Below are 24,495 nucleotides of genomic sequence, written 5' to 3'. Positions count from 1 at the left end.
TCGACAGGGGGTTACTTTTGTCTTTTGGCACCCGCGATCAGCCAGCTGCGCAAGGCGTCCTCCTTCCCGGTTTTGAGATGGCCCTTTGCCGCCTGTTCGAGCAGGGTGCGCATGGTCTTTCCATTCTCGCCCATGGGGGGTGCAGGCCAATACGGTTTGTGGGCGTCCCAGGCCGTCAGATATCCGTTTGCCCAGCTTGAGAAGGAGATCGGGTCTGCAGGGAACAGTGCCCGGGAAGGGGTCTGACCGCGCAGCAGGGAAAGATGATGATTATAGGCCAGAACAACCATGTCGAGGACTTTTTGCAGATCGTCGTTGAGGTCCATATCCTCGGTCAGGATATTGAGCATCGTGACGATCCATGTTGCCGGGCTGATGAACCTGGGCGCGGTGCAAAGCCCCGTCAGAAACCCCTCCACCCACGGCAGTGTGATCCGGGCCGGGCGCAGGAGCCGCTCGAGCGCCTTCCGTTCCTTTGCGCCGAAAGGGGCAACCTGGGCATAAGAGGCCGATGGCAAGTGTTTTTCTGTCACGGTGAGGCCGTCTCCGTCTGCCCATAGGGGAGACGCATCCTGATGTATCCAGGCGGTCAGGCTCATGTCGTGGACAAACTGCATGATCGGTGTCTTTTTCAGGGGCCGGCTTTCGAGTATGGCCTGGGCCACTGCGACAAACTCGGGTCCTGCCGAATCCCGGGCAGCCATCAACAGGGCGGCATTGCGGGCGAAGATCATGGCCCAGAAGTCGCGGCGGGTCTCCAGATACTGCCAGAGCCTGCGGGTCATGGAATTGCAGGTCGTGGCGCTTTCAATGGCGTCCAGGGCGGCGTCGCTGTCTTCGAACCAACTGCCCGAGACCGGGAAGCGATCGGGCCAGTGCTCACTTGCCATGATCAGGCTGCCGCTTGCGCGAACCGAGAGTGCGGATACCGCACCTTCGGGATCAGCGGCGGCGGCGATATCTGCAATATCCGCCGTCTGCGGGCGCAGTTCGGCAAAGCCTGCTGTCTCCAGAACATCCAACAAGCCCGCCGCCGGCATGATGCCGTTGGATTGCCCGTCGGCAAGCGCCCAGCCCAAAGCGGTGAAGGCATAGTCCGGGGTAACCTCAAAAGCCTGCGCCTGCCCGGCAATTCCCGTGATCATCTGCTTTTGCTCTGTGGCGCTGGTGCAGGGGATCGTGAAAGCTTCCTTGACGCCAAATCCCTGTTTGAGAAGCACCATGGCCAGCGTCCGGCGGCTGCCGGACTGAATGGCCATGGATATGCTCTGCGTGCCGTTGCCATCGACCATGCAGGAGACAACCCGATGGATTTTGGGTTTTGCGCTTTGCCCGGGGGCCTTTGTGCCACTTTTGAGGGCGGCGCGGATGATCCCGTCAAGACCGTGCAGGGTATCGGGGTCCTGTATCCAGCTTCGGATCAATGTCATGCGAAAGAACAGGTTCTGAGACAGGTTGCCTGCCTTCTGGCGCAAGGCGAGACCCGCCCGCGCCCCTTCCCTTACAGACGCATCTGTCGACAGCAGCAATGCAACGGCCGCCTCGCCACAGAGCGGCTCTGCCTGCGCGGCCAGTTTACGGATGAAGACAGAGCGCGTGCCTGACGGCAAGGTCGGCAGCAACTCATCCAGCAATTCCAGCAGGGCCGATACCGATTGCTTTCCGATCTCGGTGAACCGCTGGAATATCTCATCGAACATCTCGTCGGAGAGGTCCGGGAGGGCACCTGTGTCCGCGAAAGCATTCGGGCCTTCCGGGGTGATTGCGTGCGCGAGGGTTGGCGGCGGCGTGAGGCCCGCGCGCACCCAGGAGGAAGACAACGACAAGGCAGCACCCGATGTGAGTGCGGTGTCCAGCCCTGCCACCGCGTCGCGCATGGCATCAAGGAACGCGCGTCCTTTGCGCTGGCCGTTCTCGTCGGCCATGCGCGCTTCATCCAGTGCAGCCGTCAGCACCGCCATCTGGCCATCCGAGAGCTGGCCCCTTCCGGCTTCCCGGATCAGCATGGCGCAGTTGTCTGGCCTTGTGAGCAATTCCTGGCCAAACCGATGCAAAAGCTCGGAGCGCTGCAAAGTTGGCTTTACTGTCTCAACCGCCTGAACCATGTCCGCAATATAAACGTCCACCCCGACCATCCCTCATTCATTGCCTGCCCTGCAAAGCAGAATACGGCCGCGCCGCCAACCCAAAACCTTGATCCTTAGAGCGCATCCCGGATCGATCGAGGCGGCTTTCTCGGCCTCACTGATTCCAAAATCTGCTGTAATGTTCAATACCCGTCAGAAACTCATGCTATCAGTGGGAATATTTGCGACACCAGGATTTACGGGCTGACACTCCATCGGGCAGAACTGCGAGCGCGCGCCAGACGCAAGGGATATCGCCTTTGTCCCTGCCGTGTCGGTTCAAAGTGTCGCACCGCAGCGACCGAGCTGGGACTGATACATCATTGAGCGCTCCCCCACGTCAGAGGCCACCCGCAGCAACCAGGGCTTGGAAGTGTAGCTGCCCCGGGCATAGCCGCTCTGACCCTCGTGATAGGCGAGATACTGTCGCCGGGCATCCGTCAGGGGTATGCCGTTGCGGTCGCGGGTATTGTTCATGTACCAGCCCATGAAATCGGCAGCGTCGCGAATGCGATCACGCCTGGCCGTCCGGCGACCCGTTTTGCGACGATATTCATTCCAGGTGCCGTCCAGCGCCTGGGCGTACCCATAAGCCGAACTCTGGCGCCCCCTGGGGATCACACCCAGAACATACCGCCTCGGCGGACGGGCATCCGCGATGAACTTGCTCTCCTGGTAGATCGTCGCCATCTGAACATATACAGGCACACCCCAGCGTCGCTCCGTGGTCCTGAATGCCTTGACGTAGGCAGGATGGTGCCGAAGGATCGCACAGGCGTTGTCGAGGTCACGCGGGGGCCTTGAACCCGGAGGGCCGCAGGAGGTCACTGCAAAAAGCAAAGCGAGAACCCAAAAAACTCTGCCCATGATATTCCTATTTAAGCAACTTCCGTTGAACCCAAACCTATCCGCAAATACCCAGCCACGCAATCTCAAACTAATGACTTGTGTCGCTAACACGCGATATGTCCGGTGTATGTAACATGCGATCTGTCCGGTTCTATTCTGTCTCTGAGAGGAGGCGTTATGAACCGAGCAGAAGTGTTACAGGAAGTTCGACTGATGAAGTTTGAAGATGTGTATTCGCGGCGAAGCGCGAACAAGCTGACGCAAGAACAGGCGGCTGAGATACTGGGTGTATCCGTGCGCACCGTCAGGCGTTGGGAGGATCGATTTGAGGCGGATGGTGCAGAAGGTCTGTACGACCGTCGGCTTGGCAAACTGGCCAACAATCGTGTTGCCACGGATAAGGTCATGGAGATGCTTGAACTGTTTGATACCAAGTACTGGGATTACACGCCGAAGCATTTCCACGAGAAGCTGGTGGCCCACCATGGTTTCACACAGAGCTACAACTGGGTGCGGCTTACACTGCAGCGCCACGGCCGGGTTCAGGCAGCACCCCGACGAGGTGCCCATCGGCGCAAGCGGCCCCGCCGTCCGATGGTTGGCATGATGTTGCATCAGGACGGCTCCAGCCATGAATGGGTTCCGGGTCAGTGGTGGGATCTGATCGTCACCATGGACGATGCCACCAACCGGGTTTATTCGGCATTCTTTGTCGAGGAAGAAGGGACGATGAGCAGTTTTCAGGGGCTGACAGAGGTGATCGAGGCGCAAGGTCTGTTTTGCTCGCTCTATGCCGATCGGGGCTCTCATTACTGGCATACGCCCGAAGCGGGCGGCAAAGTGGACAAGGACAATCTGACCCAGGTCGGGCGCGCCTTGCAGCAACTCGGCATTGAGCTGATCCCGGCCTATTCACCGCAGGCCCGTGGACGGTCTGAACGCATGTTTGGCACGTTCCAGAACCGATTGCCGCAGGAACTGCGGTCCCATGGGATCACAACCATTGAAGAGGCCAATCAGTTCCTGAAAGAGGTCTATCTTCCCGAACACAATGCCCTGTTTGCAAAGGAGCCGGAGGATACGACCTCGGCCTTCGTGCCGTTTACAGGCAATGTGCGCGACACCCTGTGTGTGCAGGAAGACCGCGTCGTCGGCAACGACAATACGGTGCGCTACAAGGGCCTGGTCATGCAGATCGCGGCAGACAGGCACCGTCATCATTTCGTCAAGGCGAAGGTCAGGGTCCACGAATACCCCGATGGTCAACTGGTCATCTTCCACGGCCCGAGATGCATTGGCCGCTACCAGCCTGACGGATCACCCATCACACAGGAGGATAGCAAACACAAAGTCGCGTGACCCGCTTCGACGTGGCGCGAACGCGGTGGCCCAAATCTACGGTCGCCTACGGCTCCCTCCGAATTGGGCCACCGCGCAATCAACTGAAGCGGACAATTGGCATGTTACCTACACCGGACAATTCAGAATGTTCTCGACATCTCAAACTAATGACTTGTCAGGGCAATCGCGCTTCAAAGCCCTGCGATTAGAGTGCGCAGAAAGTCGTTACTCCAGCCTGCCTTTTTGAACTTCACGCGGTTTGAGCCTTTCGCGGTATTTGTCTTGATGATGCCCAATGCGATCCGTCGTAACGCGGCGAAGTTTGCGGGCGCGTTGTCTTTCCGCGCGCGGTGATGATCGTCGTTCATCACAACATCCAGTGACCAATGCAAGCTGTTCTCGATTTCCCAGTGGCCACGGATCAGCGTGGCGGCTGCCTGAGCGGTGAAGCATTTTGACAGGAGGTACACCCGCTCGGACTGCTTGGTCGTGTCGCCTGCTGTGCGCCTGGAAACAACATGAACGAATGCGCCAAGGTGCGGCCATTGATGGGTGTCGACGAGATAGTTTGGCACGTCGTAGACGCGATATGACCGCTCCTCAACCCGGCCATGGTCACCCTCTACAGAGATGTATTCATCAATGTATTCAATATTCTGGTCAGCCACGAAAGCCCGCACGTCGGCTTGCATGTCGCCCTGATTGCCCTTGAGCTGCATGCAATAGTCACCGCCTTCCTGCACGATCAGGTCACAGGTTTCCCGCTGGCAGTGCAAGGCATCGGCCGTGATGGTGATGCCACGAATGTCCAGCATCTCAATCAGCTCGCGCAGAGCCAGAATCTCGCCGCCGCCCTTGGCACTTTGCGTCACTCCAAGGCTCAGACGTGCGCCATGAGCAAAGGCAGTGACGACGTTCAGGTTCGATTGGGAGGCCGCTCTGTCAAAGCTGCGCCGCATCTCCTTGCCGTCTATGGCGATCGCTGGATGCTCGGCATGGGCCGCAGCAAAGTCGCTTCTGAACTTGTCGAAAAAGGCCTGTAGGCTGGTTGGCTTCATCAAGCGAAAGAGCCGCGAGTAGGCATCATGGCAGGGGATGCCGTGGGGCAAATCGAGAAATTCACGAAGGAATTCCTCCTGACTTCCGACCTTTTTGTTGATCTGACTGGGTTTTTGGTTTGTTTTCAGGTGTGGTTGCTCAGAGGCGCGTTGTAGTGCCCCATTATTATAAAAAGTATTGACATGGGCCTTCAGATGGCTAACCTCTTCGCCCATGTTCATCCGCACCAAACATGACGCAAAGCTCAACCGCACACGGATCCAGATCGTTGAATCCGTCCGCACCGGCTCCAAGGTACGCCAGAAGATCCTGCGCCATGTGGGTGTGGCCCATAACGACAGCGAGATTGAGGATATCAAGCGTCTGGCGGGCCGCTTGATGGAGCAATTACGCATTGATCGCTCGCCGCAAATGGAACTGTTCACGCCCACGGAATATGCCGATCTGCAGGCGCTGGTGCGCCGCGCTCCGCGGCCGGACAAGCTTGGCGTTGATCTTGCCGAGTGCCGTGAGGAGGCGCGGGTCTCTCTGGGTCTGCGGGATGTCATGGGGACGATGTATGACCAACTGGGTTGGGGGGCCCTTCTGGGGGCGGCGCGTAAAAGTGCCAATCGCATTGTGAAAGAGCTGGTTATGGCGCGGATCGCACAGCCCGAGAGCAAGCGCGCGACCGTGGAGGCGTTGGAGAACCAGGCAGGCATCACGCTCAATCTGGACGTGGTCTATCGGAGCATGGATTACATCAATACGCCGGTGATAGACGGGATTTGCAAAACCTCTCACGCGGCGGCAGAGAAGTTGCTGGGCGGGCCAGTGACCGTGCTGTTCTACGATTGCACGACCCTGGCCTTTGACACCGAGCGCGAGGACCCGGCCGAGGATGCGGACGGGGTCGAGCAGGATCATCTTCTGGCCAAGGGCTTCAGCAAGGATGGCAAGCATCACCGCGCTCAGGTCATGCTGGCGCTGATCGTCACCTCCGATGGGCTGCCTGTGGGCTATGAACTCTTCCCGGGAAACACCTGGGAAGGTCATACGCTGGAAGCTGCGCTGAAGGCGTTGGAGGGACGCTTCGACGTGGCCAGGGTCACGTTCGTGGCCGATGCCGCCATGCTCAGCAAGGACAACCAGCAGATGTTGCAGAACAAGGGTCTGCCCTACATCCTCGGCTATCGCATGAAGTCCGCCCCGGCCGCCGTGAAGGCGAACATTTTGAGCCCGGAGGGACGCCAGCCTTGGGCTGGACACGGTTCTGAAGAGGCAACCGAGAAGGGCTGGTACAAGGTGATCGACCAGGAGGGAGCGCGGGTCATTGTGACCTGGTCACCCACCCGGGCACGCAATGATGCCCACAAGCGCGACAAGGCAATCGAAAAGCTGCACAAGAAGCTCAAGCGCTCTCGCAAACCCGGCAGCTTCAGCAGCCGGGGATATGGCCGCTTCCTGGCCTTCCCCGACAGCGGGGACGTCACGCTGGATGATGCAAAGATCAAGGCAGCGGCACAATGGGACGGGCTGCATGCCATTGTTGTTCATGGTGCGGACGAACTGGAGGCACAGGACGTCATTGCCCGCTATCACCAGTTGTGGGAGATCGAAGCCTGCTTCCGCACCAACAAGCACGATCTGAAAATCCGGCCCATCTATCACTGGTCGCCGCGTCGGGTCCGGGCCCATATCGCCATCTGCTACATGGCCTTCTGCTGCCTGCAGCACCTGCGCAAGCATCTGGACCTGCTCGGACACCCGATGAGCCCGGCTCGTATCCGCAACGAGTTGAACGCATTGCAGCTCTCGATCCTGCGCCACAAAGGCACCCCTGACCGCTACGGCATGCCAAGCCATGCCACGGTCGATGCCAGACGCATCCTCACCTGCGTCGGCCTGACCTGGAACGAAGCCCCTTTCAAGATACCCCCCGGGCGCACCCGAAAAACTGGCCAGACCAAAGCCTGAGCTCCCTCAACACTCCGAAACAATCGCTGGCGAAAAAAGTCCGTGTAGTGCCTTTTGGCAACCAAGGCATAATAATATCAATGACTTATACGAAAAAATGTCGGAAGTCAGGAAAAAGGCCTGTAGGCTGGTTGGCTTCATCAAGCGAAAGAGCCGCGAGTAGGCATCATGGCAGGGGATGCCGTGGGGCAAATCGAGAAATTCACGAAGGAATTCCTCCTTCATCTGCCCAAAATGCTCCATATCGACCGCAGTCTCCCCGCCAGACAGCGCACACAACAGGCTGATCGTCATCAGGTCACAGAACTTATGCCGCGGCGCGTTACCTCCACGTGGATCGTCTTCTTCACTGAAATAGCTGGATAATGTCGGCATCTCGAAACTCCATCGCATGATGAAACCTCAAGAATCCAATTCGACTCAACTGTCAAAGCTTAAGTGCGATTCCCCTGTGGTTAGAATCGTAGATGAGTGAACGCACGACATTGTTCATCTGAAGGTTCGGCTTCTGGGATTCAGTCTCATAATCGAAAACACTATCTGGTAGCTACTAGTTAATATACTATTTAGTAGCTACCAGATATCCTAAGGTACTAAAAAGATAACCCTAGCTATCTGGTAGTTATCTGGTACTGTATTAAAAATTGTGAGGGAGTAGTCATATGCCGGTCATTTCATTCGCCAATCCCAAGGGCGGGGCGGGCAAAACCACTACTGCATTATTGCTGGCAACCGAACTTGCCGCACGCGGCGCGGACGTATCAGTGATTGATGCCGATCCAGAACGTTGGATTTCGCAATGGGGTGCGTTGCCTGGCAAACCCGACAATATCGACATTCTCAGTGATGTATCCGAGGATTCTATTGTCGATCAAATCGAGGAAGCCAGCGAGCAATCACAGTTCATTATTGTTGATTTGGAAGGTACAGCAAGCCTGATGGTTGCCAATGCCATTGGCATGTCTGAATTGGTACTAATACCGACGCAGGGCTCTTCAATGGATGCGAGGGGAGGGGCTAAAACAATTCGTCTTATCCGCAACCAAGAGCGCATGGCTCGCCGACCAATACCACATAGCGTGGTACTGACGCGCACCAGTGCGGCCGTTACGTCCCGCTCTTTACGTAACGTTCAATCTCAGTTGGCGAAGGCGGGTATTGACGTGTTTGAAACTGCGATCGTTGAGCGCGCTGCGTTCCGGGATTTGTTCGACTATGGGGGACCGTTGGAACGGCTTGATCCTAGCTTGGTTAGAAACGTCGATAAGGCGCGGAAGAATGCCGAAAGCTTCGCAGGAGAAGTGATTGCCAAGCTCAAATCCGCTCAGATGGCGGAGGCGGTGTAACATTGGGCAACGAACGTGCGAACCTAGGCTTTGTTGACGAGTTGGAGAGCTTCAACCCGTCTGAATGGGACAAGCCCAAAAAGAAACCGCGTCCTGCACCCGATGTGGCCCAAAAAGCGGCCACCGCCACTGGCTTCAAAAGCCGAGAACCAACAGAACCGGAGATAACGCCTGCCCTGCAGCGCCGTCGCCGAACTGGACGAAACACCCAATTCAACATCAAGGCCAAGCCTGAGACCATTGCGGCGTTTTGCGCGGTTGCAGACAGCCAAGGGTGGGGGCTTGGTGAAACCCTTGAATATGCGGTCACGCTCCTTGCAGATAGCTATGGGGCTGACAAAGGGTAGTTGGCGAGCTGACATTTCGCTTGAAACACATAAATTATGTCGATATTTAATGTGGTAATTTATGAGGTTTGGGATGCAAATGTTAGAATTTATCAGTGGTGAGGTATTCTCGCCTGTCCGTATTGCGGAAAGCCTGAGGACCACCAAAGGCGAGATTGCCAGTACCTTGGGTCTGGGTAGAGATGCGTTTTCGCGGCGATCTCGGATAGAGGCTGTGAAGACTCAGACGCGCTTGCGGGAAATGCTTGAGATATTGAATCGAGTCGAACCACAAGCAGGTTCGGCCCTGGCGGCCTATGCTTGGTTTCGATCAGAACCACTGCCGGGGTTTGGTAATCAAACTCCGGATCAATTAGTGCGAAGGGGTCGGGCTCAAATGGTCCATACCTATTTGGATCGGGTCGTGGCAGGTGGATACGCTTAAACTTCTGGCGATTACCTATGTTGGTACGGTTTTCCGTGCGCACAATCCACGCTGGTCCTGGTCTCCTTTGTCAGGCGATGGTGCGGCGATATGTGGTGGACGTTTCAATGCAATAGGCATGCAGACGCTTTACACCTCGGAGCACGCGTCAACAGCGTTATTGGAAGCAAGTCCCCTGGGCCGACCCTTCCAGCCTCTCACGCTGATCAGTTATAGCGTTCAAGCAGAGATCATTGATGCCTGTGATCGCGATGTTTTGGCCGAGTTTGACGCAAGTGAGGCTGTTCTGGCTTACGCGAATTGGGAGGAAGACATGCTCTCAGGCCGGACACCTCCACAACATGAACTTGCCAAGCGGCTGATAGAGCAGGGTGTACAAGGAATGCGTGTGCCAAGCTTTGCACGCAATGCGACTGCACGCGACATCAATCTGGTTTTCTGGGATTGGAGTACGGCAGGCGCGACGATACGGGTAATTGATGATGAAGGTCGCTTGCCCCGTGATCAGAGTAGTTGGTTATAATTCTTGATAAGCGATACTTATCAAAGGTAAAGCAAGCCCTGTGACAGACCTCCCGGTAACAGCCACAATCCCCCCTTTTTGCGCAGCCCAAACAGAAAACCCCAGAAAACAAAGGGGCCCGAAAACAAAGGGGCCCGAAAACAAAGGGGCCCGAAAACAAAGGGGGATGACCCGGATCCGGCGCGGCCCCGATAACAGGCACCGCAGGGAGGCCTTGCGATGCGGGCGCGTGGTTTCAGGGGGTGCGGCTTCAGTGTTCGCGGGGCGCATCAGGGCCGGGCGCAAACTGCGTGGCCAGGATCAAAAACTCCTCAAACAGGTTCGCAATCTTTTCCAACACCTGTCGCTTCGTGGCGCCGGATCAGGCCGCTACAAGCGGTTCAATGTCCGACACATCGACAGTTTTGCGGGCAGAGGCCATGTCAAAATTCGCCTGCATGCTGATCCAAAATTCAGGGGTTGTCCCAAGAGCCTTGGACAGGCGCAGGGCGGTGTCAGGGGTCACGGCGGTTTGTTCCTTCACCAGCCGTTCTATGCGCGTGCGCGGCACGCCGATCACCCTGGCCAGGCCAATCGCAGAAACGCCAAGCGGCTCAAGAAATTCGTGCTTGAGGATTTCGCCGGGGTGGCAGTGGTCGGTCATAAGTCCCATCGCATTTCCTTTCAGTGGTAGTCCGTAAACTCTACATCAACAGGACCGCTTTCGGTCCAGACGAAACAGAAGCGCCATTGGTCATTCACCCGGATCGAGTGTTGCCCTTTTCGGTCGCCTTGCAGCGCCTCAAGCCGGTTGGCCGGTGGCACGCGCAAATCCTCAAGTTTGTTCGCCGCATCGAGCATGGTCAGCTTTCGGCGGGCAACCTTCATAATACCGGCGGGGAAGCCTTTCCCGACTCTGTTAGCCAGTATGTCCTGGATCAGCCTACCCTTGGTGCTTTTAATCATGTCGCACATGTATCTTGAGGTGATACATGCGTCAAGTCGTGATTTATATGCAGCTATGGTCCGTTTAGGCCCTTTGGGGACGGGCCCGCGCCGTACGGGCTGCCAGGATGTGGGGTCCTCTGTGGCCTCATCCGTCCCCTGTCGGTGACTCTGCCGCGCTCCGTTTTGCCGCGCGGCGGCGGGTCCTCAAAATGGTCAGGATGGTTGTGGGCCGCACCAGGAGCCGGCGCGCGATCTCGTCGATATCAACCCCGGCTTCATGCCAGGCCTCGATCTGCTCAACCCGTCTGCGCCGCCGGGCTTCGACCTCCAGCTCCTTTGCTGTTTTGGGCCGCGTGCCGGGATCCATCCAGGCGGGGTTGCCCCAGATCTTCCGGGCGGCGGCGTTTTCGGCGCGCGCAAGCGCCTTCCAGCGCGCCAGCGCCGTGTTCGGTGGAGATTGCGGTGCGTCAGAAGAGCCGGGCTGCTCCGCATCGCCCGCGCGCCTCTCCTGCTCTCGCCGTGTTTCTTCCTGCGCGGGCCTCAAACAGCCCCGTTGCCGGGTGTTGTTGTCGTTGCTGTTGCCGGGTCGCGATTGCCCGGACATATCCGGGACGCTCACCCCATCCCCCTGCGCAGCAGCCCGGAGGCTCAGGGGGCGCGGCTTCAAGGGTCGCGGCCCCGATGCGGGCCGGGCGCAAACACCGCCTCCAGCGTCGGCGCCTCCAGCAGGCGGTCGGTCCACAGATCGAGATCGGCCACAGAGCCCGCCGCAATCCGCGCACGCGCCGCCTCCTCCAACACCCCGAACCGGCGCGTCAGAAGCCGCGTCAGCGCTTTGGCTTTGCCCGTGGCCAGGCCTTTTGCCTCGCCTTCGGCCAGGCCTTTTGCCTCGCCGGCGGCCAGTCCTTCGGCCAGTCCTTCGGCATGCCAGGCCTGTGCCATGGTTCCCATGAGTGTCGCGCCTCCATCGTCCCGGGTTTCGGCCAGCACGGCGGTCATGTCGCGGTGCGGCAGATCATATCTTTCGGCAATATACCGAAACACCACGCCTTCGAGCAATCCCCCTTCCGGCAGGCCGGACAGGATCAGCGTCAGGATCTCGCGGGTGGCCTGTTCCGAGCGCAGGGCGTAGCGCAGGGCGGCCAGGCCTGCGCGCAGTTCTGCATCCTGCGACAGCGCCGCCACCGGGCCGTGGCCGAGATCGTTCAGCAGGTAGCAAAAATCCGGCACAAACGGGCTCATGTCCGGATCGCTGGTGATGGTTTCGGCAAAGCTCTGTGGCACAGCCCAGGCCCGTGCACCGTGATAGAAGACCATCGGCACGATCACCGGCAGGGACCGCAGGCGTGCGGCGCGGGTTTCGGCGTAGCGTGTCCAGATGCGCACCATATATCCCAGCAGTTGCAGGGGCGTGCCCGGATCGGGTTCGGATTTATGTTCGAGCAATGTGTAGATCAGCGCAGGCTGTCCGCCCGCCATGCGCATCTCGAACAGGCGGTCGCTTTGGCTGGCGCGGGCGGCTTCATCGACATAGGTGCCATCCAGCAGCTTTGGCGGGTCCTCCGTGAGCCGGGCGGCCAGGGCGGGGGGCAGGTTTTCCCGGATCAGCGTATCGGCCCGTCCGGGATCGTCCAGCAGGACCCGGAACAGGTCATCATGGCGGATCTTTGCGGGCGGGTCTGGCAGGGCTTTGTCCGGCATATCGGGGTCGCATCCCGTTTGTTGCGTGGTGGTTTGGGGTGTCTGTCTGTCATGCCGGGCGGGGCAGGGCAAGCGCCAGGCGCAGGTCCCCAACCGATTGAGGCGGCCTTCGCGGCCCCGAGACGCCGCGCGGATGCCGGGATGTGGGCGCATCTGTCCTTTGTTGCCGCGCACGGATTTTGCGGGCTGAACCCTCAGCCGGCGCTGCCCGGGCCGCGCTGTCGCAGGCTCCAGTGTCCGGCCACGAGGCGGTCCCCGGCCTCAGCTTCGATCAGCTGCACCTCAGGGGGGCTGGCCGGTCTCTAGGCATAGGCCGCGCCCTGCGCGCCCGTGACACGGGCCAGTACAAACCAGCCGCCAGGGTCCAGGCACACGGCCGCAAGCCCCAGGCGCGCGGCACAGGCTGCGATATCGGGCGATTGATGCTGCCCTGCCGGCTTGGGGGCTGGTCCCGGCCTTGCCCTGCGGCGGGCCTGCCGGCGCGGTTTGCAGACCGCGTTGGTGCGGGCCTTCACCGGGCCACTCCCATACCGTCCGGCCGGTGCCGGGCGGCGGCGCTCCCGCTGGAGAACCGGTTTAAGATTGCCTGTCCTGTCCTGTTGCTCCGGGTCTCTGCCATGGGCGGGGATGCTACACTCTGCTCCGGGGACGGGGAAGTGCTATAGCGCAGGGCTCTGCCCCTTGTCCACGCCGCGCGTATGCCGCGATGTGGGGCCCGGACCTGCGCAGAAGGCGCGGGGTTGCGTCCCGCACCCCGCCCCGCTGCGCCTCCCTTTGCGCCCGGGCTCAGGATGCCGTTTCCGGGGGCGTGTCTGTGGGCGTTTCCGGGGCTGCGGGCGGTGCGTTTTGTGCGTTTTTTTGCTTTCGGTCCTCAGATCTTTGCCGGAGCTGCCGGATGGCGTCCTGGCGGTACTCCTCCTCGATCGGTTCGGCGGGTTCCATGTCGACGGTGAACCGGGTTTTGGTGTTGGCGATGGCCCGCAGGTACTGCGTGGTGCGGCAATAGCTTCTGAAGGCCTGATGCAGTTTGCGTTTGCCATCTGCGTCCTGTGCGAGACCGAAGCGGTCTACCAGATCATCGTAGCTGCCGATCTTGAGGGGAATGGCGCGGCTCTCCCTGAGAAAGGCGGGCAGCGCATCGGAGCCCGGCTCGATGGAGAGGGCGCGACAGAACCCGCCGATCAATCGGTCGCGCTGCTCGGGGAAAAGCTTTTGCATCTCCTGCGGTGCACGCCGTGGCGGGCGCCCCGCATCAGGGCCGGTGTCCTGTGTTCGGGTGGTCGCGGCGGGCGGGGTCTGTTCGGACGGCTTTTGTGCGCCGGAGGGCGGCCCCTCCTTGTGCCGTGCGCCAGAATTTCCACCGGCGCGCGTGCGCTCTGGCCGGCGTGGGCGACGTGGCGGCAGTCCGGCCAGTTCCCGCCCCCTGTCGCGATCGGTCCGGTCGGGTGTTTCGGCGGGGTCCATGTCGATGGTGAAGAGGTGCTCGCAATGCAGCAGGGCATGGCCGTATTGTGGGGACCTGCAATAAAGGGCCAGGGCGCTTTCGAAGGCCACGCGGTACGGGTTTGCGCTGTCGCGGGGCACGTTGAACCGCGTGGCCAGCTCCTCGGGGCTGCCGGGGGTCAGGGCCACCGCCACCGGCAGCTGGAACACTTTGGGCAGCGCGTCGGCGGGTTTGAGGCGCAGGGCGTAGCGCAGGGTCTGAAGGATGGTCCGGCGCCGCCTTTCGGGAAAGCAGCGCAGATGCATCTGCTCCCTGGGCGTCTTTGCGCGGCTGATGCGGGGTTTGGGCGCGCGCTTGGTCATGGTTTTTTTCATGGGCCCAACATACTATGCGGCAGAGGGATTTAAAGGGGGCGCGTGAGGCCGCGCAATCAACTGAAGCAGACAATTGGCATGTTGCCACACCGGACAGTTCAGAATGTCTCGACCGCGTCCTTTTCGCTTGATGCCCTTGAGCATGCGGCCATTTTGGGTCCCGGGCGTGTTTTCGGGTGTCTCTTTGGCGTTAAAGAACTGGCGCGGGCGTCAATCATGGCAGATGTCTCGACGGAAGCGATAGTCACCCTTTGATACGCGTAACGCTTTGGCGATGTCCTTGTTGACCTGATCGAGATCGACGCGATCAGGATTGAACCTGCGGCCTGCCCACCCCCGCATGGCCTTGTGGTCTTCGTGCCCGGGGTCGCGCCAGGCCTCAAGGAAGCAGGCATAGCCTGAAGGCCCACCTGAGTCTTCAGGAGGTCCTGACCGTGCAGCGGCGATACAACGGGGATATTTGGCCTTCTCCTCACGTGTGGCGCGTTCCAGTCGCAGCACGTGACGCCAATTGTCCCCAAAGTCGTACTCATAGAGGGTGGTGAGAGGGGGGCGTCGGGCCTGTAGGGAAAGTGGAGGGGGTATGAATGATTTGTGATCGGCCAAACGCCCTGAATCTGTTAGAGGATTCGGGGAGGCGGATAGGTCTCAGGCTGGATGTTTTCGTAGGGCATTGTGACCCTGTAGTGGAGCTTAGCCTTCGCCTGTTTCCGAACAGCCCCCATAGGGCCCGGTTTTGGCCGGTGATCCTGCATAGGAGCTTGGTTTGGCCGTTCACGCCCCATTGGGGGCTCCGCCTCCTTGAGCAGGGAGTATAGCCATGGCTTACATAGGTGTCGATCTTCATACGAATTCCTTCACGATCTGTCGGCGTGAGACGGACGGATCGGAAACATTCCAAACCTTTCAACTGTCCGCGCAGGCGCTTGAGCAGTTCTGTCAGAGCCTTGATGCGGATGACGAACTGGCGGTCGAGGCCACCGGCAACACGGCCTGGTTCTGCGGTGAGGTGGAACCCTGTGTCGGCCGGATCGTTGTGGTCAACCCGCGCCAGTTTAAAGTGATCCGCACATCGGTGAAGAAAACCGATCGCAACGATGCCCGCGCCCTGGCGTTTTTCCTGTCGAAGGACATGCTGCCGGAAACCCGGCTCAAGTCCACTCAGGAAAGCGAACTGGCCTCGCTGACCCGGACGCGTGACATGCTGGTCAAACAGCGCACCATGCTGCTGAACGGCATCCACGCGATGTTTGTCCGCCACGGCATGAAGCTGAAGAAGGAAGGGTTGTCCAGCAAGAAGCGCCTGCGCGACCTGGATCTCAGCCGCTTCACACCGCTTGAGCAGGTCGAACTGGCGGCATTGCGGGACCAGGCGCTCGGCCTGACCGAAACCCTGAGCCGTCTCGACAAGGCCATCGAGGAGGCCGCCTCGGCCATGAAAGGCTTTGAGGGGCTCACCAGCATCAAGGGGATCGGTGCGCGATCTGCCGCGGTCCTGCTGGCGGGGATCGGCAGGGTTGAAGACTTCTCCGACGCGGACAAGCTGGCCGCCTATGTCGGCATCGTGCCCAAGGTGAGCAACTCAAACGAAACCGAACATCACGGGCGGATCACGAAGCGCGGCAACAAGCTCATGCGCACCACGCTGGTGCAATGTACGCTCATCGCGATCCGCTATTCGGGATATCTCAACAGCCATTATCGGCGCATCAAGGAACGCCGTGGCGCGGGCAAGGCGATCATAGCCACTGCCCGCAAGCTGCTCAAGATCATCTATGACACGCTCAAGAACGGCTGGGTCTTCGACGATTTTGTCGAATTTAAAATCAAACAAAATCAATGTCATGCTTGACAATCATCATAGGAGATCACCCATCCTGACCTGCGTTGCTTCGAATATCCGGCTGTCGAACAAACCGTCCTCATCAAACTCCGGAGCGCCGTAGATGAGACCGCCAATATTGAACCGGTGCAGATGACTGTCGGTCCACCCGAAGGCGACCTGAAGAACCTCGTGGAGTTGGGCGAGGTTGAGCGTGACCGGCAATTCCAGAATGCGACTGATCCTGGGCTCGATGTCGAGGATATGAACTTCGGCGCGCACAATGACGCTGTTTGGGCCAAAAGGATCAAGCATATCCCGGATCATGCCTCACCTGGGGATCGCAGGCAATGGATGGGGCGCCAAAAGACATACGCTCTCACTCAATGCGGGCCGGGTGTTGCACGTCAGACTGGAAACGGGGCCCCGGGCTCCTGGTTCAAAGACAGGGTAAGCGGAGATGCAGAGAGTGGACAACAGGCCGTTTTCGGCTGCAAGCTGATATCCTGGACCCTGGACCGGAGGATGACCCATGCCGTTTGCGCGCAGGACGCCGAAAGAGCCAATGGACCTGCCCCCGGTCACTGCGGCGTCCGGGGGCCCGGAGATGCGCATCGAGGGGCGGCGGCTTTCAACGCTGGGCATGCGCTGGCTGAGGGTGACCTGCGCCTGCGGTCACGAGGGCAGGGTGGCGGTGCCGGAGCTGGCGGATCGCCATGGCGGCGACACCCGGGTGCGTCAGGTCGCCGAAAAGCTGCAATGCTCGCAATGCGGGCAGGCGCGGGTGCGCCGGATTGCGCTGTCGGATTGATCCCGGCGGCGGCGGTTTCAGGTCTGATCAGAGGGATGGTGCCCTGACGATATTGGCGGTCAGGTCGAGATATTCGGGCTTGTCACGGCAAACCCAGCTCACCAGTTCGCCCTCTGGGGGTGAGGGGTTGCGCAGCAGGGTGCGATGCCATTCCAGGTAATCGATGGTGGTGGTGGTCGCGCCCAGCATGGCTGGCAGGTTGGCCCGGAAGCCTGCCAGGTCGAAGGATCCGGGGCCCGGTCGGAAGGCCGTGGCCCTGTGGTCGGGGCCGATGCTGATGAAGAGGTAGTCGCCGGTTTCTGCCATGGTGGCCAGGATCGGGCGCATGACCGGGTTTGCCGGGTTGATCAGCGTGGTAAAGCAGGCGAAATCATAGAAATGGAACCCGAACTGGCAGAGCACGGTGCGCCCCGTTCCCAGGAGCCCGTGTCCGAAGGCCATGCCCTTCTGAAACACCGGGGCGGGGATGTCCCGGTCCGGCTTGAGGGCAACCAGCCCGAGGCGGTGGCCATTGATTTCTGCAAGGCCCAGTGCGGCGCAGGGTGCGGGGGCGGCGCTGAAGTCTTCCTGAAAGGGTCTGTTCAGGATCAGGTCCGGCTGTGACATCGGGCGGTTGCTCCTTTTTGAAAGCTGTCCCGCGATAGCAGCCCCTCCCGGTGCGGTCCAGCGCCCTGTGGTAGGGCCCCCGTTATCCCCCGTTATCCCCGCGTTTTGTGTGGCACCGAGGGCTTTGCCGAATCGCACTCTGCGCTGACAGCCTTGTCTGCGCAGAGGGGATGGGTCTTGTGACATGACCGGGAGGGCGTGGCGCATCTGAGGGTGCGTTTTTCCGACGTCCTCTCCCGTCACCGCGTCCCCCCAATGGTGCGCTTGTGGTCTGCGGTGCGCATCAAAGCAAAGAGGACTTCGGGTCCGGGTGTCATTGACTGAGATGGAAGGAGACTGTGATGACATCCGAACGCCACCAGAGACAGCCCAAAGGCGAGGTCAAAGCCACCGGGACCACCGAGGTGATAATCCCCAAAGCGCCAGACTGGGCAAAGATCAATGCCAGATGGGAAGCGGAACGCGAGAAGACGCGCGAGAGGCTGAGGGTCGTGCGCGCTGAGTTGCTGGCCGCGCTGCGGGCGTTGGGTGTTCAGGAGATCGAAGGCCAATATGACGGCTATGCCGATAGCGGCAATGTGCAAGGCATCGCGGTGACGCCGGTTGGTGTGACCCTTGGCGGTCTTGAGAACCGGCTTGAGGATTTCATCTGGGGGATGGCCCATGATTTGCATCCCGGCTTCGAGATCAATGATGGCGGCGAGGGCGCACTGATCTGGAATGTGGTGGAAGACCGCATTGATGTGGCGCACGCCGAGCTCTACACCGCGCGCAATGAATACAGCCACGAGGACATCTGACATGGCCCATCCCGATCATCACTCCGAAAGCTCGGCCCGCAAGTTCGGGGGCCGGGCATCGGATTACCATGCCATTCATGACTGGATGGATGCGTCCAAGGCCCATGAGGCGCGGCCCATACACAGGGCTTTGCGGCATCATTCCTTCGGCATCTTCGAGGCGCAGCGCGTCTTTGGCCGGTCGATCATCAACAGCGATGGCCGCCCCGTTCCGGTGCGGTTCATCGCCGAGCAGCATGTGCGTGAGGACTGCCGCCGCATTCCATCGGTCTCGGACTGGTTGCGCGGCATCCCTGTGGAGCCATGGATGGTCAACGGGGTGATTCTGCCGGACGTGGAGCCTGTGAGTGTGGACCCGCAGGGCGACTGGCGCGCGGCGGTGGCGGCGGGTCAGACGGTGCTGGGGTTTCAGGACTGGCTGGCCTGCCAGGCGCAGCGGCTGGCCAGTGATATGGACCGCGACGAGAGGGACGCGATACCGGCGACTACACCGGGCTAAACATCAACTTATCGCTCTGCTCAAAAACGGGTCGCCTTTTCCGGTGAGGAGAGACGGCCCGTTGCCCTGTGATCATGACCAGGGGATTGCAGAGAAAGGATTGAGATGATGTCAGATGCGAAAACACCGATACAGCCACAGCCAAAGCTCGCGACAAGCACAGGGCCAAACGCAGGCTCGGCGCGCAGCTGGCGGGTGTCCTGGGAGATCGACATTGAGGCGGAGAGCGCTGTCGCGGCAGCGGCTCAGGCGCTGCTGATCATGCGCGACCGTGATCCTGCAAATACGGCGGTGGTCTTTGGCTGCATCGACCCGTCTGGCACGTCCCATGTTGTGGACCTGCTGGCCGAGGCCGAGACCGCCTGAACGGCCTGCGCGGATCGTCGGCAGATACGCCAGAATGGCAGTGTCGCGCCGGGCCGCGATGTCATGTCCGGGAGAAGGAGCAGGCTTCTTTTCAGGGTGATCCCATTTGAGGGATCGGAAAGCCTGAAAGGAAAACCGATGGAACTGGTTACGAAGGAACAGATGGACGTGCTGCTGGCGAACGGGCGCAGGATGATGGAAGACGACATCTCCACCAGCGTCTGGCCTGTGCTGAAGCTGTTTACCCCGGATGCGCATGCGACATGGCTTCTGGCCTGGGTGGAACCGGACGCGCCGGATATTGCCTGGGGCTTATGCGATCTGGGATATCCCGAGATCGGGGCTGTATCGTTGCACGAGATCGCTGCGGTGCGGGGTGCGTTGGGATTGCCGGTGGAGCGGGATGTGTATTTCACGGCGCACATGTCGCTGAGCGATTATGCCTCGGAGGCGCGCGAGAAGGGCCATATCGCCGCCTGACGCTGCCTGATAGGGACGGGCGCAGGTCGTCGACGGCCTGCGCCCATTGCTCTCGTTGTGATGGTTTGCCAACGAACACGCTAACGAACACCCCGGATGCCTGTCCCTGATCCCTCGCTCGATTTAACCCGTGTGTACTCTTCTCCAACCCTGTCTTATGCCGCCGCCGCTTCGACGAAAGTTTGAGTAGGCGGCTGGATTTTTGTGATCCGGGTTTGGGTGAAAGGAGTTCACTCGGGCGATCGGATCGGGACTTCATCGAAAGGAAGACCGATGACGAAGATGATCACATACACGCCTGCAGATATCCCGCTGGGCCAGCTGGCGCTGCACCCGGGTAATGTGCGGGCACACAATGAGACGGCCTATACGGAGACATCCGTTGCGGCGCTTGCGGCCAATATCTGCGCGGTGGGGCTGTTGCAGCCCTTGCTGGTGCAGAAGCTGGGGCGCGGAGAGGGAACGGCCGGTTACGGCGTACTGGCCGGAGGGCGGCGTCTGGGGGGTCGATTACGGCTCAGTGATAAATCGTACGCTAAGCGCTCTGGTCTCTCTGCAATGTGCGATAGACGGTAGCCCTTGAAACGGAGAATATCTCGGCGAGATCGCTGATCGAATGGTCTCCGGTTTTGTGCATCTTGTGAAGCTCTTTCTGTTGTTTTTCAGTTAGTTTTGGCTTCTTTCCTCGCATTTTCCCCTTTGCCTTGGCGATGGCCATGCCTTCACGGGTGCGCATTTTGAGCAGATCTGCCTCGAACTCGGCGAATGTGGCGACGATGTTGAAAAACATCTTCCCCATCGGGTCACTGGGATCGTAGATAGCTGCTCCCAGGGCAAGTTTCACGCCTTTAGCTTCGAGTTGATCGCTGATGGCCCGAACATCCGGAACAGATCGGGCAAGACGATCGAGCTTCGTCACGACCAGAGTGTCGCCTTTTCGCACGGCGGCCAGCGCTTGTTCAAGTCCGGGCCGCTCCCGATTGGTGCCGGTCAATCCGTGATCCGTGTAGATGCGGTCCTTGCGAACCCCGAGGTCACTCAACGCTTGCCGCTGCGCGGTCAAGTCCTGACTGTAGGTCGAGCAGCGCGCATATCCGATTTTTTCCATTGCTCGACTGTACGTTTGAACCCCCTTCACTGCAACTTTTATCGGACGGGTTATTTGCGACACTCTGAGACCTTGTTTTCATGGGTGCGGATTCCGAGGTCTGAGTTGTGCGCTGAAGGTAGGTCTATCGAACAGGCAAAAACATAACGAAGGCCCGGGATCTGACCCTCAACACTCTCTCTGAAAAGGTAACACATGGCCCATAGAACTGTTCTGACGAAACGTCAGCGTGATACTCTCTTCGACCTGCCCACTGACCGGGCATCGCTGGAATACCACTACACGCTCGCAGACGATGACATCGCGTACATCAAAACGCGCAGGCGCGCGCAAAACCAGATCGGCTTTGCGCTCCAGCTTTGCGCGTTGCGATATCCTGGACGTCTTCTGAAACCGGGAGAGGTGATCCCGGAAGCCGTATCCAATTACATCGCAGCCCAACTCGGGCTGAAACCTGAAGATCTCTTGCCCTACGCTGTCCGCGATGTAACCCGTCGAGAACATCTCGGTGCCTTGCGCAAAATCTACGGCTACAAGCCGTTCGCTGGCAAGCGCGCGAAGCAGATGCAGTCCTGGCTCGGTCAGCAGGCCGAGGCCGCCGAAACCGGCGAAGGGCTGGTGCGGGTCTTTGTGGAGGAATGCCGAAACCGGCAGATCATTCTGCCGGGGATCACGACCATTGAGCGGCTGTGCGCCGATGCCCTTGTGGCGGCCGAGCGGCGGATTGAGGGCCGGATTGCCGCGCGCCTGGACAGCCGGATGCGCCGCCGCCTAAATGATCTGCTGGGCGCGGCGGAGAACGGCTGGCAGAGTGTGTTCTTGTGGCTGCGCGGTTTCGAGGTTGGCAAGAACACGGCCGATATGAACCGCCTGCTTGATCGGGTGGACGCCCTCAAGGCAATTGAGCTATCGCCTGACGTCCTCAATGACATCCCGCCACACCGGATCAAAATCCTGCGCCGCCAGGGCGAGCGGTACTTCACGGGCGGCCTGCAGGACATCAGCGGCAATCGTCGCCTTGCCATTCTGGCCACCTGCGTGGTGGAGTGGTCGGCCTCCATCGCAGATACCGTTGTCGACACCCATGACCGGATCGTAGTCAAGATGTGGCGGGAGGCGAAGAAACTCAGCACGCTACACTTCGAACAGGCGCAGGCAGATATCGCCAACACACTGGTCGGGTTCCAATCATTGGGAACGACCTTGCTGATGGCCCGGGGCGATGAGGCGGCCCTGCGCGGTGCCGTCGATGCATCCTGCTCATGGGATGGATTGGAAACACTCGTGGCGATGGCGACCCAGTTGATCAAGCCCGCCATGGCCGAGCCAATGGATCACATCGAAAAGGCTATTCACTGTTTCAAACTCTATGGCAAACGCATGTTGAGAGCGCTGGATATCAGGGGTGCCACCGTGGCCCAACCGCTGCTCGACGCTGCGACGGTCATCCGGGAAGACGCAGATATCCCGACCAAATCCCGGGCCTTTCTTCCAGCCCGCTCAAAGTGGGACAAACAGCTGCGCAAGCCGGAAACCAACGAGCAGCGGCTTTGGATCGTGGCGGTGATGTGCCGCTTGCAAGAAGCCTTCCGGTCCAACGATATCTGGCTGGATCATGCCCGCCGATATGCCGATGACAGGAAAGTCCTGGTGCCGCTGGAAGCGGCGAAGACGATGCCAGGTCTTGATCTTCCCCTGACTTCCGACCTTTTTGTTGATCTGACTGGGTTTTTGGTTTGTTTTCAGGTGTGGTTGCTCAGAGGCGCGTTGTAGTGCCCCATTATTATAAAAAGTATTGACATGGGCCTTCAGATGGCTAACCTCTTCGCCCATGTTCATCCGCACCAAACATGACGCAAAGCTCAACCGCACACGGATCCAGATCGTTGAATCCGTCCGCACCGGCTCCAAGGTACGCCAGAAGATCCTGCGCCATGTGGGTGTGGCCCATAACGACAGCGAGATTGAGGATATCAAGCGTCTGGCGGGCCGCTTGATGGAGCAATTACGCATTGATCGCTCGCCGCAAATGGAACTGTTCACGCCCACGGAATATGCCGATCTGCAGGCGCTGGTGCGCCGCGCTCCGCGGCCGGACAAGCTTGGCGTTGATCTTGCCGAGTGCCGTGAGGAGGCGCGGGTCTCTCTGGGTCTGCGGGATGTCATGGGGACGATGTATGACCAACTGGGTTGGGGGGCCCTTCTGGGGGCGGCGCGTAAAAGTGCCAATCGCATTGTGAAAGAGCTGGTTATGGCGCGGATCGCACAGCCCGAGAGCAAGCGCGCGACCGTGGAGGCGTTGGAGAACCAGGCAGGCATCACGCTCAATCTGGACGTGGTCTATCGGAGCATGGATTACATCAATACGCCGGTGATAGACGGGATTTGCAAAACCTCTCACGCGGCGGCAGAGAAGTTGCTGGGCGGGCCAGTGACCGTGCTGTTCTACGATTGCACGACCCTGGCCTTTGACACCGAGCGCGAGGACCCGGCCGAGGATGCGGACGGGGTCGAGCAGGATCATCTTCTGGCCAAGGGCTTCAGCAAGGATGGCAAGCATCACCGCGCTCAGGTCATGCTGGCGCTGATCGTCACCTCCGATGGGCTGCCTGTGGGCTATGAACTCTTCCCGGGAAACACCTGGGAAGGTCATACGCTGGAAGCTGCGCTGAAGGCGTTGGAGGGACGCTTCGACGTGGCCAGGGTCACGTTCGTGGCCGATGCCGCCATGCTCAGCAAGGACAACCAGCAGATGTTGCAGAACAAGGGTCTGCCCTACATCCTCGGCTATCGCATGAAGTCCGCCCCGGCCGCCGTGAAGGCGAACATTTTGAGCCCGGAGGGACGCCAGCCTTGGGCTGGACACGGTTCTGAAGAGGCAACCGAGAAGGGCTGGTACAAGGTGATCGACCAGGAGGGAGCGCGGGTCATTGTGACCTGGTCACCCACCCGGGCACGCAATGATGCCCACAAGCGCGACAAGGCAATCGAAAAGCTGCACAAGAAGCTCAAGCGCTCTCGCAAACCCGGCAGCTTCAGCAGCCGGGGATATGGCCGCTTCCTGGCCTTCCCCGACAGCGGGGACGTCACGCTGGATGATGCAAAGATCAAGGCAGCGGCACAATGGGACGGGCTGCATGCCATTGTTGTTCATGGTGCGGACGAACTGGAGGCACAGGACGTCATTGCCCGCTATCACCAGTTGTGGGAGATCGAAGCCTGCTTCCGCACCAACAAGCACGATCTGAAAATCCGGCCCATCTATCACTGGTCGCCGCGTCGGGTCCGGGCCCATATCGCCATCTGCTACATGGCCTTCTGCTGCCTGCAGCACCTGCGCAAGCATCTGGACCTGCTCGGACACCCGATGAGCCCGGCTCGTATCCGCAACGAGTTGAACGCATTGCAGCTCTCGATCCTGCGCCACAAAGGCACCCCTGACCGCTACGGCATGCCAAGCCATGCCACGGTCGATGCCAGACGCATCCTCACCTGCGTCGGCCTGACCTGGAACGAAGCCCCTTTCAAGATACCCCCCGGGCGCACCCGAAAAACTGGCCAGACCAAAGCCTGAGCTCCCTCAACA

General features: G+C 59.8%; 28 protein-coding genes. 15 read left to right on the top strand and 13 right to left on the bottom strand.

What is annotated here, in order from left to right; all coding sequences use genetic code 11:
- Positions 1-11 precede the first annotated feature (11 nt).
- Together ACOERD_RS28375 and ACOERD_RS28370 are read right to left on the bottom strand one after the other, a co-directional pair.
- Positions 12-2,135 (bottom strand): UPF0149 family protein, encoded by a 2,124-nt coding sequence (locus tag ACOERD_RS28375; RefSeq protein ID WP_419741243.1) that lies wholly within the window; start codon positions 2,133-2,135, stop codon positions 12-14.
- Between the two features lie 270 nt (positions 2,136-2,405).
- Complete coding sequence (locus tag ACOERD_RS28370; protein ID WP_419741242.1) at positions 2,406-2,993, bottom strand: lytic transglycosylase; 588 nt, start codon at positions 2,991-2,993, stop codon at positions 2,406-2,408.
- A gap of 159 nt (positions 2,994-3,152) precedes the next feature.
- Between ACOERD_RS28370 and ACOERD_RS28365 the strand changes: the two genes are divergently transcribed.
- Positions 3,153-4,334: an ISNCY family transposase gene (locus tag ACOERD_RS28365; protein WP_419737631.1), complete on the top strand. Its 1,182-nt coding sequence runs from the start codon at positions 3,153-3,155 to the stop codon at positions 4,332-4,334.
- 173 nt (positions 4,335-4,507) lie between these two features.
- On the opposite strand, the gene ACOERD_RS28360 is transcribed toward ACOERD_RS28365, so the two are convergent.
- On the bottom strand, positions 4,508-5,596 hold the full coding sequence (locus ACOERD_RS28360; protein ID WP_419741241.1) for an ISAs1 family transposase: 1,089 nt from the start codon (positions 5,594-5,596) through the stop codon (positions 4,508-4,510).
- On the opposite strand from ACOERD_RS28360, the gene ACOERD_RS28355 reads away from it, so the two are divergent.
- Positions 5,589-7,331 (top strand): IS1634 family transposase, encoded by a 1,743-nt coding sequence (locus tag ACOERD_RS28355; RefSeq protein ID WP_419737624.1) that lies wholly within the window; start codon positions 5,589-5,591, stop codon positions 7,329-7,331. The genes ACOERD_RS28360 and ACOERD_RS28355 overlap by 8 nt on opposite strands.
- A gap of 6 nt (positions 7,332-7,337) precedes the next feature.
- Here the strand turns inward: ACOERD_RS28355 and ACOERD_RS28350 are convergent, their stop codons facing one another.
- Positions 7,338-7,706, bottom strand: a complete 369-nt coding sequence (locus ACOERD_RS28350) for a transposase family protein (RefSeq protein ID WP_419741240.1) — start codon at positions 7,704-7,706, stop codon at positions 7,338-7,340.
- A 287-nt stretch (positions 7,707-7,993) separates the two neighbouring features.
- Between ACOERD_RS28350 and ACOERD_RS28345 the strand changes: the two genes are divergently transcribed.
- From ACOERD_RS28345 to ACOERD_RS28330, 4 genes are all read left to right on the top strand, one after another.
- On the top strand, positions 7,994-8,677 hold the full coding sequence (locus ACOERD_RS28345; protein WP_419741239.1) for an AAA family ATPase: 684 nt from the start codon (positions 7,994-7,996) through the stop codon (positions 8,675-8,677).
- 2 nt (positions 8,678-8,679) lie between these two features.
- Positions 8,680-9,024 carry a hypothetical protein gene (locus ACOERD_RS28340; RefSeq protein ID WP_419741238.1) on the top strand — a complete coding sequence of 115 codons (345 nt, stop codon included), beginning with the start codon at positions 8,680-8,682 and terminating at the stop codon, positions 9,022-9,024.
- 73 nt (positions 9,025-9,097) lie between these two features.
- Complete coding sequence (locus tag ACOERD_RS28335) at positions 9,098-9,448, top strand: MbcA/ParS/Xre antitoxin family protein (protein ID WP_419741237.1); 351 nt, start codon at positions 9,098-9,100, stop codon at positions 9,446-9,448.
- Positions 9,435-9,971: an RES family NAD+ phosphorylase gene (locus ACOERD_RS28330; protein ID WP_419741236.1), complete on the top strand. Its 537-nt coding sequence runs from the start codon at positions 9,435-9,437 to the stop codon at positions 9,969-9,971. The genes ACOERD_RS28335 and ACOERD_RS28330 overlap by 14 nt, the downstream gene beginning before the upstream one ends.
- 361 nt (positions 9,972-10,332) lie before the next feature.
- Here ACOERD_RS28330 and ACOERD_RS28325 read toward each other — a convergent pair whose 3' ends face one another.
- The 6 genes from ACOERD_RS28325 to ACOERD_RS28300 form a co-directional block, all read right to left on the bottom strand.
- On the bottom strand, positions 10,333-10,623 hold the full coding sequence (locus ACOERD_RS28325) for a HigA family addiction module antitoxin (RefSeq protein ID WP_419741235.1): 291 nt from the start codon (positions 10,621-10,623) through the stop codon (positions 10,333-10,335).
- 11 nt (positions 10,624-10,634) lie between these two features.
- The gene (locus ACOERD_RS28320; protein ID WP_419741234.1) at positions 10,635-10,916 is read right to left on the bottom strand and encodes a type II toxin-antitoxin system RelE/ParE family toxin; all 282 of its coding nucleotides are present in this window, start codon (positions 10,914-10,916) and stop codon (positions 10,635-10,637) included.
- Between the two features lie 127 nt (positions 10,917-11,043).
- Positions 11,044-11,517 carry a helix-turn-helix domain-containing protein gene (locus tag ACOERD_RS28315; protein WP_419741233.1) on the bottom strand — a complete coding sequence of 158 codons (474 nt, stop codon included), beginning with the start codon at positions 11,515-11,517 and terminating at the stop codon, positions 11,044-11,046.
- Positions 11,518-11,561: 44 nt separating this feature from the next.
- Positions 11,562-12,599, bottom strand: coding sequence for an Rpn family recombination-promoting nuclease/putative transposase (locus tag ACOERD_RS28310; protein WP_419741232.1), 1,038 nt, complete (start codon positions 12,597-12,599; stop codon positions 11,562-11,564).
- 786 nt (positions 12,600-13,385) lie between these two features.
- Positions 13,386-14,417, bottom strand: coding sequence for a ProQ/FINO family protein (locus ACOERD_RS28305; protein WP_419741231.1), 1,032 nt, complete (start codon positions 14,415-14,417; stop codon positions 13,386-13,388).
- Positions 14,418-14,627: 210 nt separating this feature from the next.
- Complete coding sequence (locus ACOERD_RS28300; RefSeq protein WP_419741230.1) at positions 14,628-15,023, bottom strand: plasmid pRiA4b ORF-3 family protein; 396 nt, start codon at positions 15,021-15,023, stop codon at positions 14,628-14,630.
- Positions 15,024-15,237: 214 nt separating this feature from the next.
- On the opposite strand from ACOERD_RS28300, the gene ACOERD_RS28295 reads away from it, so the two are divergent.
- The gene (locus tag ACOERD_RS28295; protein ID WP_419737763.1) at positions 15,238-16,269 is read left to right on the top strand and encodes an IS110 family transposase; all 1,032 of its coding nucleotides are present in this window, start codon (positions 15,238-15,240) and stop codon (positions 16,267-16,269) included.
- A 6-nt stretch (positions 16,270-16,275) separates the two neighbouring features.
- On the opposite strand, the gene ACOERD_RS28290 is transcribed toward ACOERD_RS28295, so the two are convergent.
- Entirely contained in the window at positions 16,276-16,554 is a 279-nt protein-coding gene (locus ACOERD_RS28290; RefSeq protein WP_419741229.1) for a plasmid pRiA4b ORF-3 family protein, read from the bottom strand.
- 217 nt (positions 16,555-16,771) lie between these two features.
- On the opposite strand from ACOERD_RS28290, the gene ACOERD_RS28285 reads away from it, so the two are divergent.
- The gene (locus ACOERD_RS28285) at positions 16,772-17,050 is read left to right on the top strand and encodes a hypothetical protein (protein WP_419741228.1); all 279 of its coding nucleotides are present in this window, start codon (positions 16,772-16,774) and stop codon (positions 17,048-17,050) included.
- Between the two features lie 27 nt (positions 17,051-17,077).
- On the opposite strand, the gene ACOERD_RS28280 is transcribed toward ACOERD_RS28285, so the two are convergent.
- A complete protein-coding gene (locus ACOERD_RS28280; RefSeq protein ID WP_419741227.1) occupies positions 17,078-17,656 on the bottom strand; it encodes a hypothetical protein in 579 nt (192 codons plus the stop codon).
- A gap of 341 nt (positions 17,657-17,997) precedes the next feature.
- Here ACOERD_RS28280 and ACOERD_RS28275 point away from each other — a divergent pair, with 341 nt between their 5' ends.
- From ACOERD_RS28275 to ACOERD_RS28255, 5 genes are all read left to right on the top strand, one after another.
- A complete protein-coding gene (locus ACOERD_RS28275; protein WP_419738658.1) occupies positions 17,998-18,456 on the top strand; it encodes a DUF6878 family protein in 459 nt (152 codons plus the stop codon).
- A gap of 1 nt (position 18,457) precedes the next feature.
- Positions 18,458-18,955, top strand: coding sequence for a DUF6915 family protein (locus ACOERD_RS28270; RefSeq protein WP_419738657.1), 498 nt, complete (start codon positions 18,458-18,460; stop codon positions 18,953-18,955).
- 108 nt (positions 18,956-19,063) lie between these two features.
- Positions 19,064-19,321: a hypothetical protein gene (locus ACOERD_RS28265; RefSeq protein WP_419738656.1), complete on the top strand. Its 258-nt coding sequence runs from the start codon at positions 19,064-19,066 to the stop codon at positions 19,319-19,321.
- A 138-nt stretch (positions 19,322-19,459) separates the two neighbouring features.
- Positions 19,460-19,801: a DUF2958 domain-containing protein gene (locus ACOERD_RS28260; protein ID WP_419738655.1), complete on the top strand. Its 342-nt coding sequence runs from the start codon at positions 19,460-19,462 to the stop codon at positions 19,799-19,801.
- Between the two features lie 273 nt (positions 19,802-20,074).
- Positions 20,075-20,377: a ParB N-terminal domain-containing protein gene (locus ACOERD_RS28255; protein WP_419741226.1), complete on the top strand. Its 303-nt coding sequence runs from the start codon at positions 20,075-20,077 to the stop codon at positions 20,375-20,377.
- Here ACOERD_RS28255 and ACOERD_RS28250 read toward each other — a convergent pair.
- A complete protein-coding gene (locus tag ACOERD_RS28250) occupies positions 20,337-20,909 on the bottom strand; it encodes a recombinase family protein (protein WP_419738674.1) in 573 nt (190 codons plus the stop codon). The genes ACOERD_RS28255 and ACOERD_RS28250 overlap by 41 nt on opposite strands.
- A gap of 195 nt (positions 20,910-21,104) precedes the next feature.
- Here ACOERD_RS28250 and ACOERD_RS28245 point away from each other — a divergent pair, with 195 nt between their 5' ends.
- Positions 21,105-22,682 (top strand): DUF4158 domain-containing protein, encoded by a 1,578-nt coding sequence (locus tag ACOERD_RS28245; protein ID WP_419741225.1) that lies wholly within the window; start codon positions 21,105-21,107, stop codon positions 22,680-22,682.
- 58 nt (positions 22,683-22,740) lie between these two features.
- On the top strand, positions 22,741-24,483 hold the full coding sequence (locus ACOERD_RS28240) for an IS1634 family transposase (RefSeq protein ID WP_419737624.1): 1,743 nt from the start codon (positions 22,741-22,743) through the stop codon (positions 24,481-24,483).
- Positions 24,484-24,495 lie beyond the last annotated feature (12 nt).

Origin of the sequence: Ruegeria sp., from assembly GCF_965199275.1 — a bacterium.
In the GTDB taxonomy this organism is placed as follows: Bacteria; Pseudomonadota; Alphaproteobacteria; order Rhodobacterales; family Rhodobacteraceae; genus Ruegeria.
The sequence above is the reverse complement of the archived record's forward strand: the minus strand, read 5'-3'. Positions and strand labels throughout refer to the sequence as shown.

Coding starts and splice junctions, on each gene's coding strand:
- ACOERD_RS28375 (WP_419741243.1), bottom strand. CDS start 2,135: ATGGTCGGGGTGGACGTTTATATTGCGGACATGGTTCAGGCGGTTGAG.
- ACOERD_RS28370 (WP_419741242.1), bottom strand. CDS start 2,993: ATGGGCAGAGTTTTTTGGGTTCTCGCTTTGCTTTTTGCAGTGACCTCC.
- ACOERD_RS28365 (WP_419737631.1), top strand. CDS start 3,153: ATGAACCGAGCAGAAGTGTTACAGGAAGTTCGACTGATGAAGTTTGAA.
- ACOERD_RS28355 (WP_419737624.1), top strand. CDS start 5,589: ATGTTCATCCGCACCAAACATGACGCAAAGCTCAACCGCACACGGATC.
- ACOERD_RS28360 (WP_419741241.1), bottom strand. CDS start 5,596: ATGAACATGGGCGAAGAGGTTAGCCATCTGAAGGCCCATGTCAATACT.
- ACOERD_RS28350 (WP_419741240.1), bottom strand. CDS start 7,706: ATGCCGACATTATCCAGCTATTTCAGTGAAGAAGACGATCCACGTGGA.
- ACOERD_RS28345 (WP_419741239.1), top strand. CDS start 7,994: ATGCCGGTCATTTCATTCGCCAATCCCAAGGGCGGGGCGGGCAAAACC.
- ACOERD_RS28335 (WP_419741237.1), top strand. CDS start 9,098: ATGCAAATGTTAGAATTTATCAGTGGTGAGGTATTCTCGCCTGTCCGT.
- ACOERD_RS28325 (WP_419741235.1), bottom strand. CDS start 10,623: ATGGGACTTATGACCGACCACTGCCACCCCGGCGAAATCCTCAAGCAC.
- ACOERD_RS28320 (WP_419741234.1), bottom strand. CDS start 10,916: ATGATTAAAAGCACCAAGGGTAGGCTGATCCAGGACATACTGGCTAAC.
- ACOERD_RS28310 (WP_419741232.1), bottom strand. CDS start 12,599: ATGCCGGACAAAGCCCTGCCAGACCCGCCCGCAAAGATCCGCCATGAT.
- ACOERD_RS28305 (WP_419741231.1), bottom strand. CDS start 14,417: ATGAAAAAAACCATGACCAAGCGCGCGCCCAAACCCCGCATCAGCCGC.
- ACOERD_RS28295 (WP_419737763.1), top strand. CDS start 15,238: ATGGCTTACATAGGTGTCGATCTTCATACGAATTCCTTCACGATCTGT.
- ACOERD_RS28290 (WP_419741229.1), bottom strand. CDS start 16,554: ATGCTTGATCCTTTTGGCCCAAACAGCGTCATTGTGCGCGCCGAAGTT.
- ACOERD_RS28285 (WP_419741228.1), top strand. CDS start 16,772: ATGCCGTTTGCGCGCAGGACGCCGAAAGAGCCAATGGACCTGCCCCCG.
- ACOERD_RS28280 (WP_419741227.1), bottom strand. CDS start 17,656: ATGTCACAGCCGGACCTGATCCTGAACAGACCCTTTCAGGAAGACTTC.
- ACOERD_RS28275 (WP_419738658.1), top strand. CDS start 17,998: ATGACATCCGAACGCCACCAGAGACAGCCCAAAGGCGAGGTCAAAGCC.
- ACOERD_RS28270 (WP_419738657.1), top strand. CDS start 18,458: ATGGCCCATCCCGATCATCACTCCGAAAGCTCGGCCCGCAAGTTCGGG.
- ACOERD_RS28265 (WP_419738656.1), top strand. CDS start 19,064: ATGTCAGATGCGAAAACACCGATACAGCCACAGCCAAAGCTCGCGACA.
- ACOERD_RS28260 (WP_419738655.1), top strand. CDS start 19,460: ATGGAACTGGTTACGAAGGAACAGATGGACGTGCTGCTGGCGAACGGG.
- ACOERD_RS28255 (WP_419741226.1), top strand. CDS start 20,075: ATGACGAAGATGATCACATACACGCCTGCAGATATCCCGCTGGGCCAG.
- ACOERD_RS28250 (WP_419738674.1), bottom strand. CDS start 20,909: ATGGAAAAAATCGGATATGCGCGCTGCTCGACCTACAGTCAGGACTTG.
- ACOERD_RS28245 (WP_419741225.1), top strand. CDS start 21,105: ATGGCCCATAGAACTGTTCTGACGAAACGTCAGCGTGATACTCTCTTC.
- ACOERD_RS28240 (WP_419737624.1), top strand. CDS start 22,741: ATGTTCATCCGCACCAAACATGACGCAAAGCTCAACCGCACACGGATC.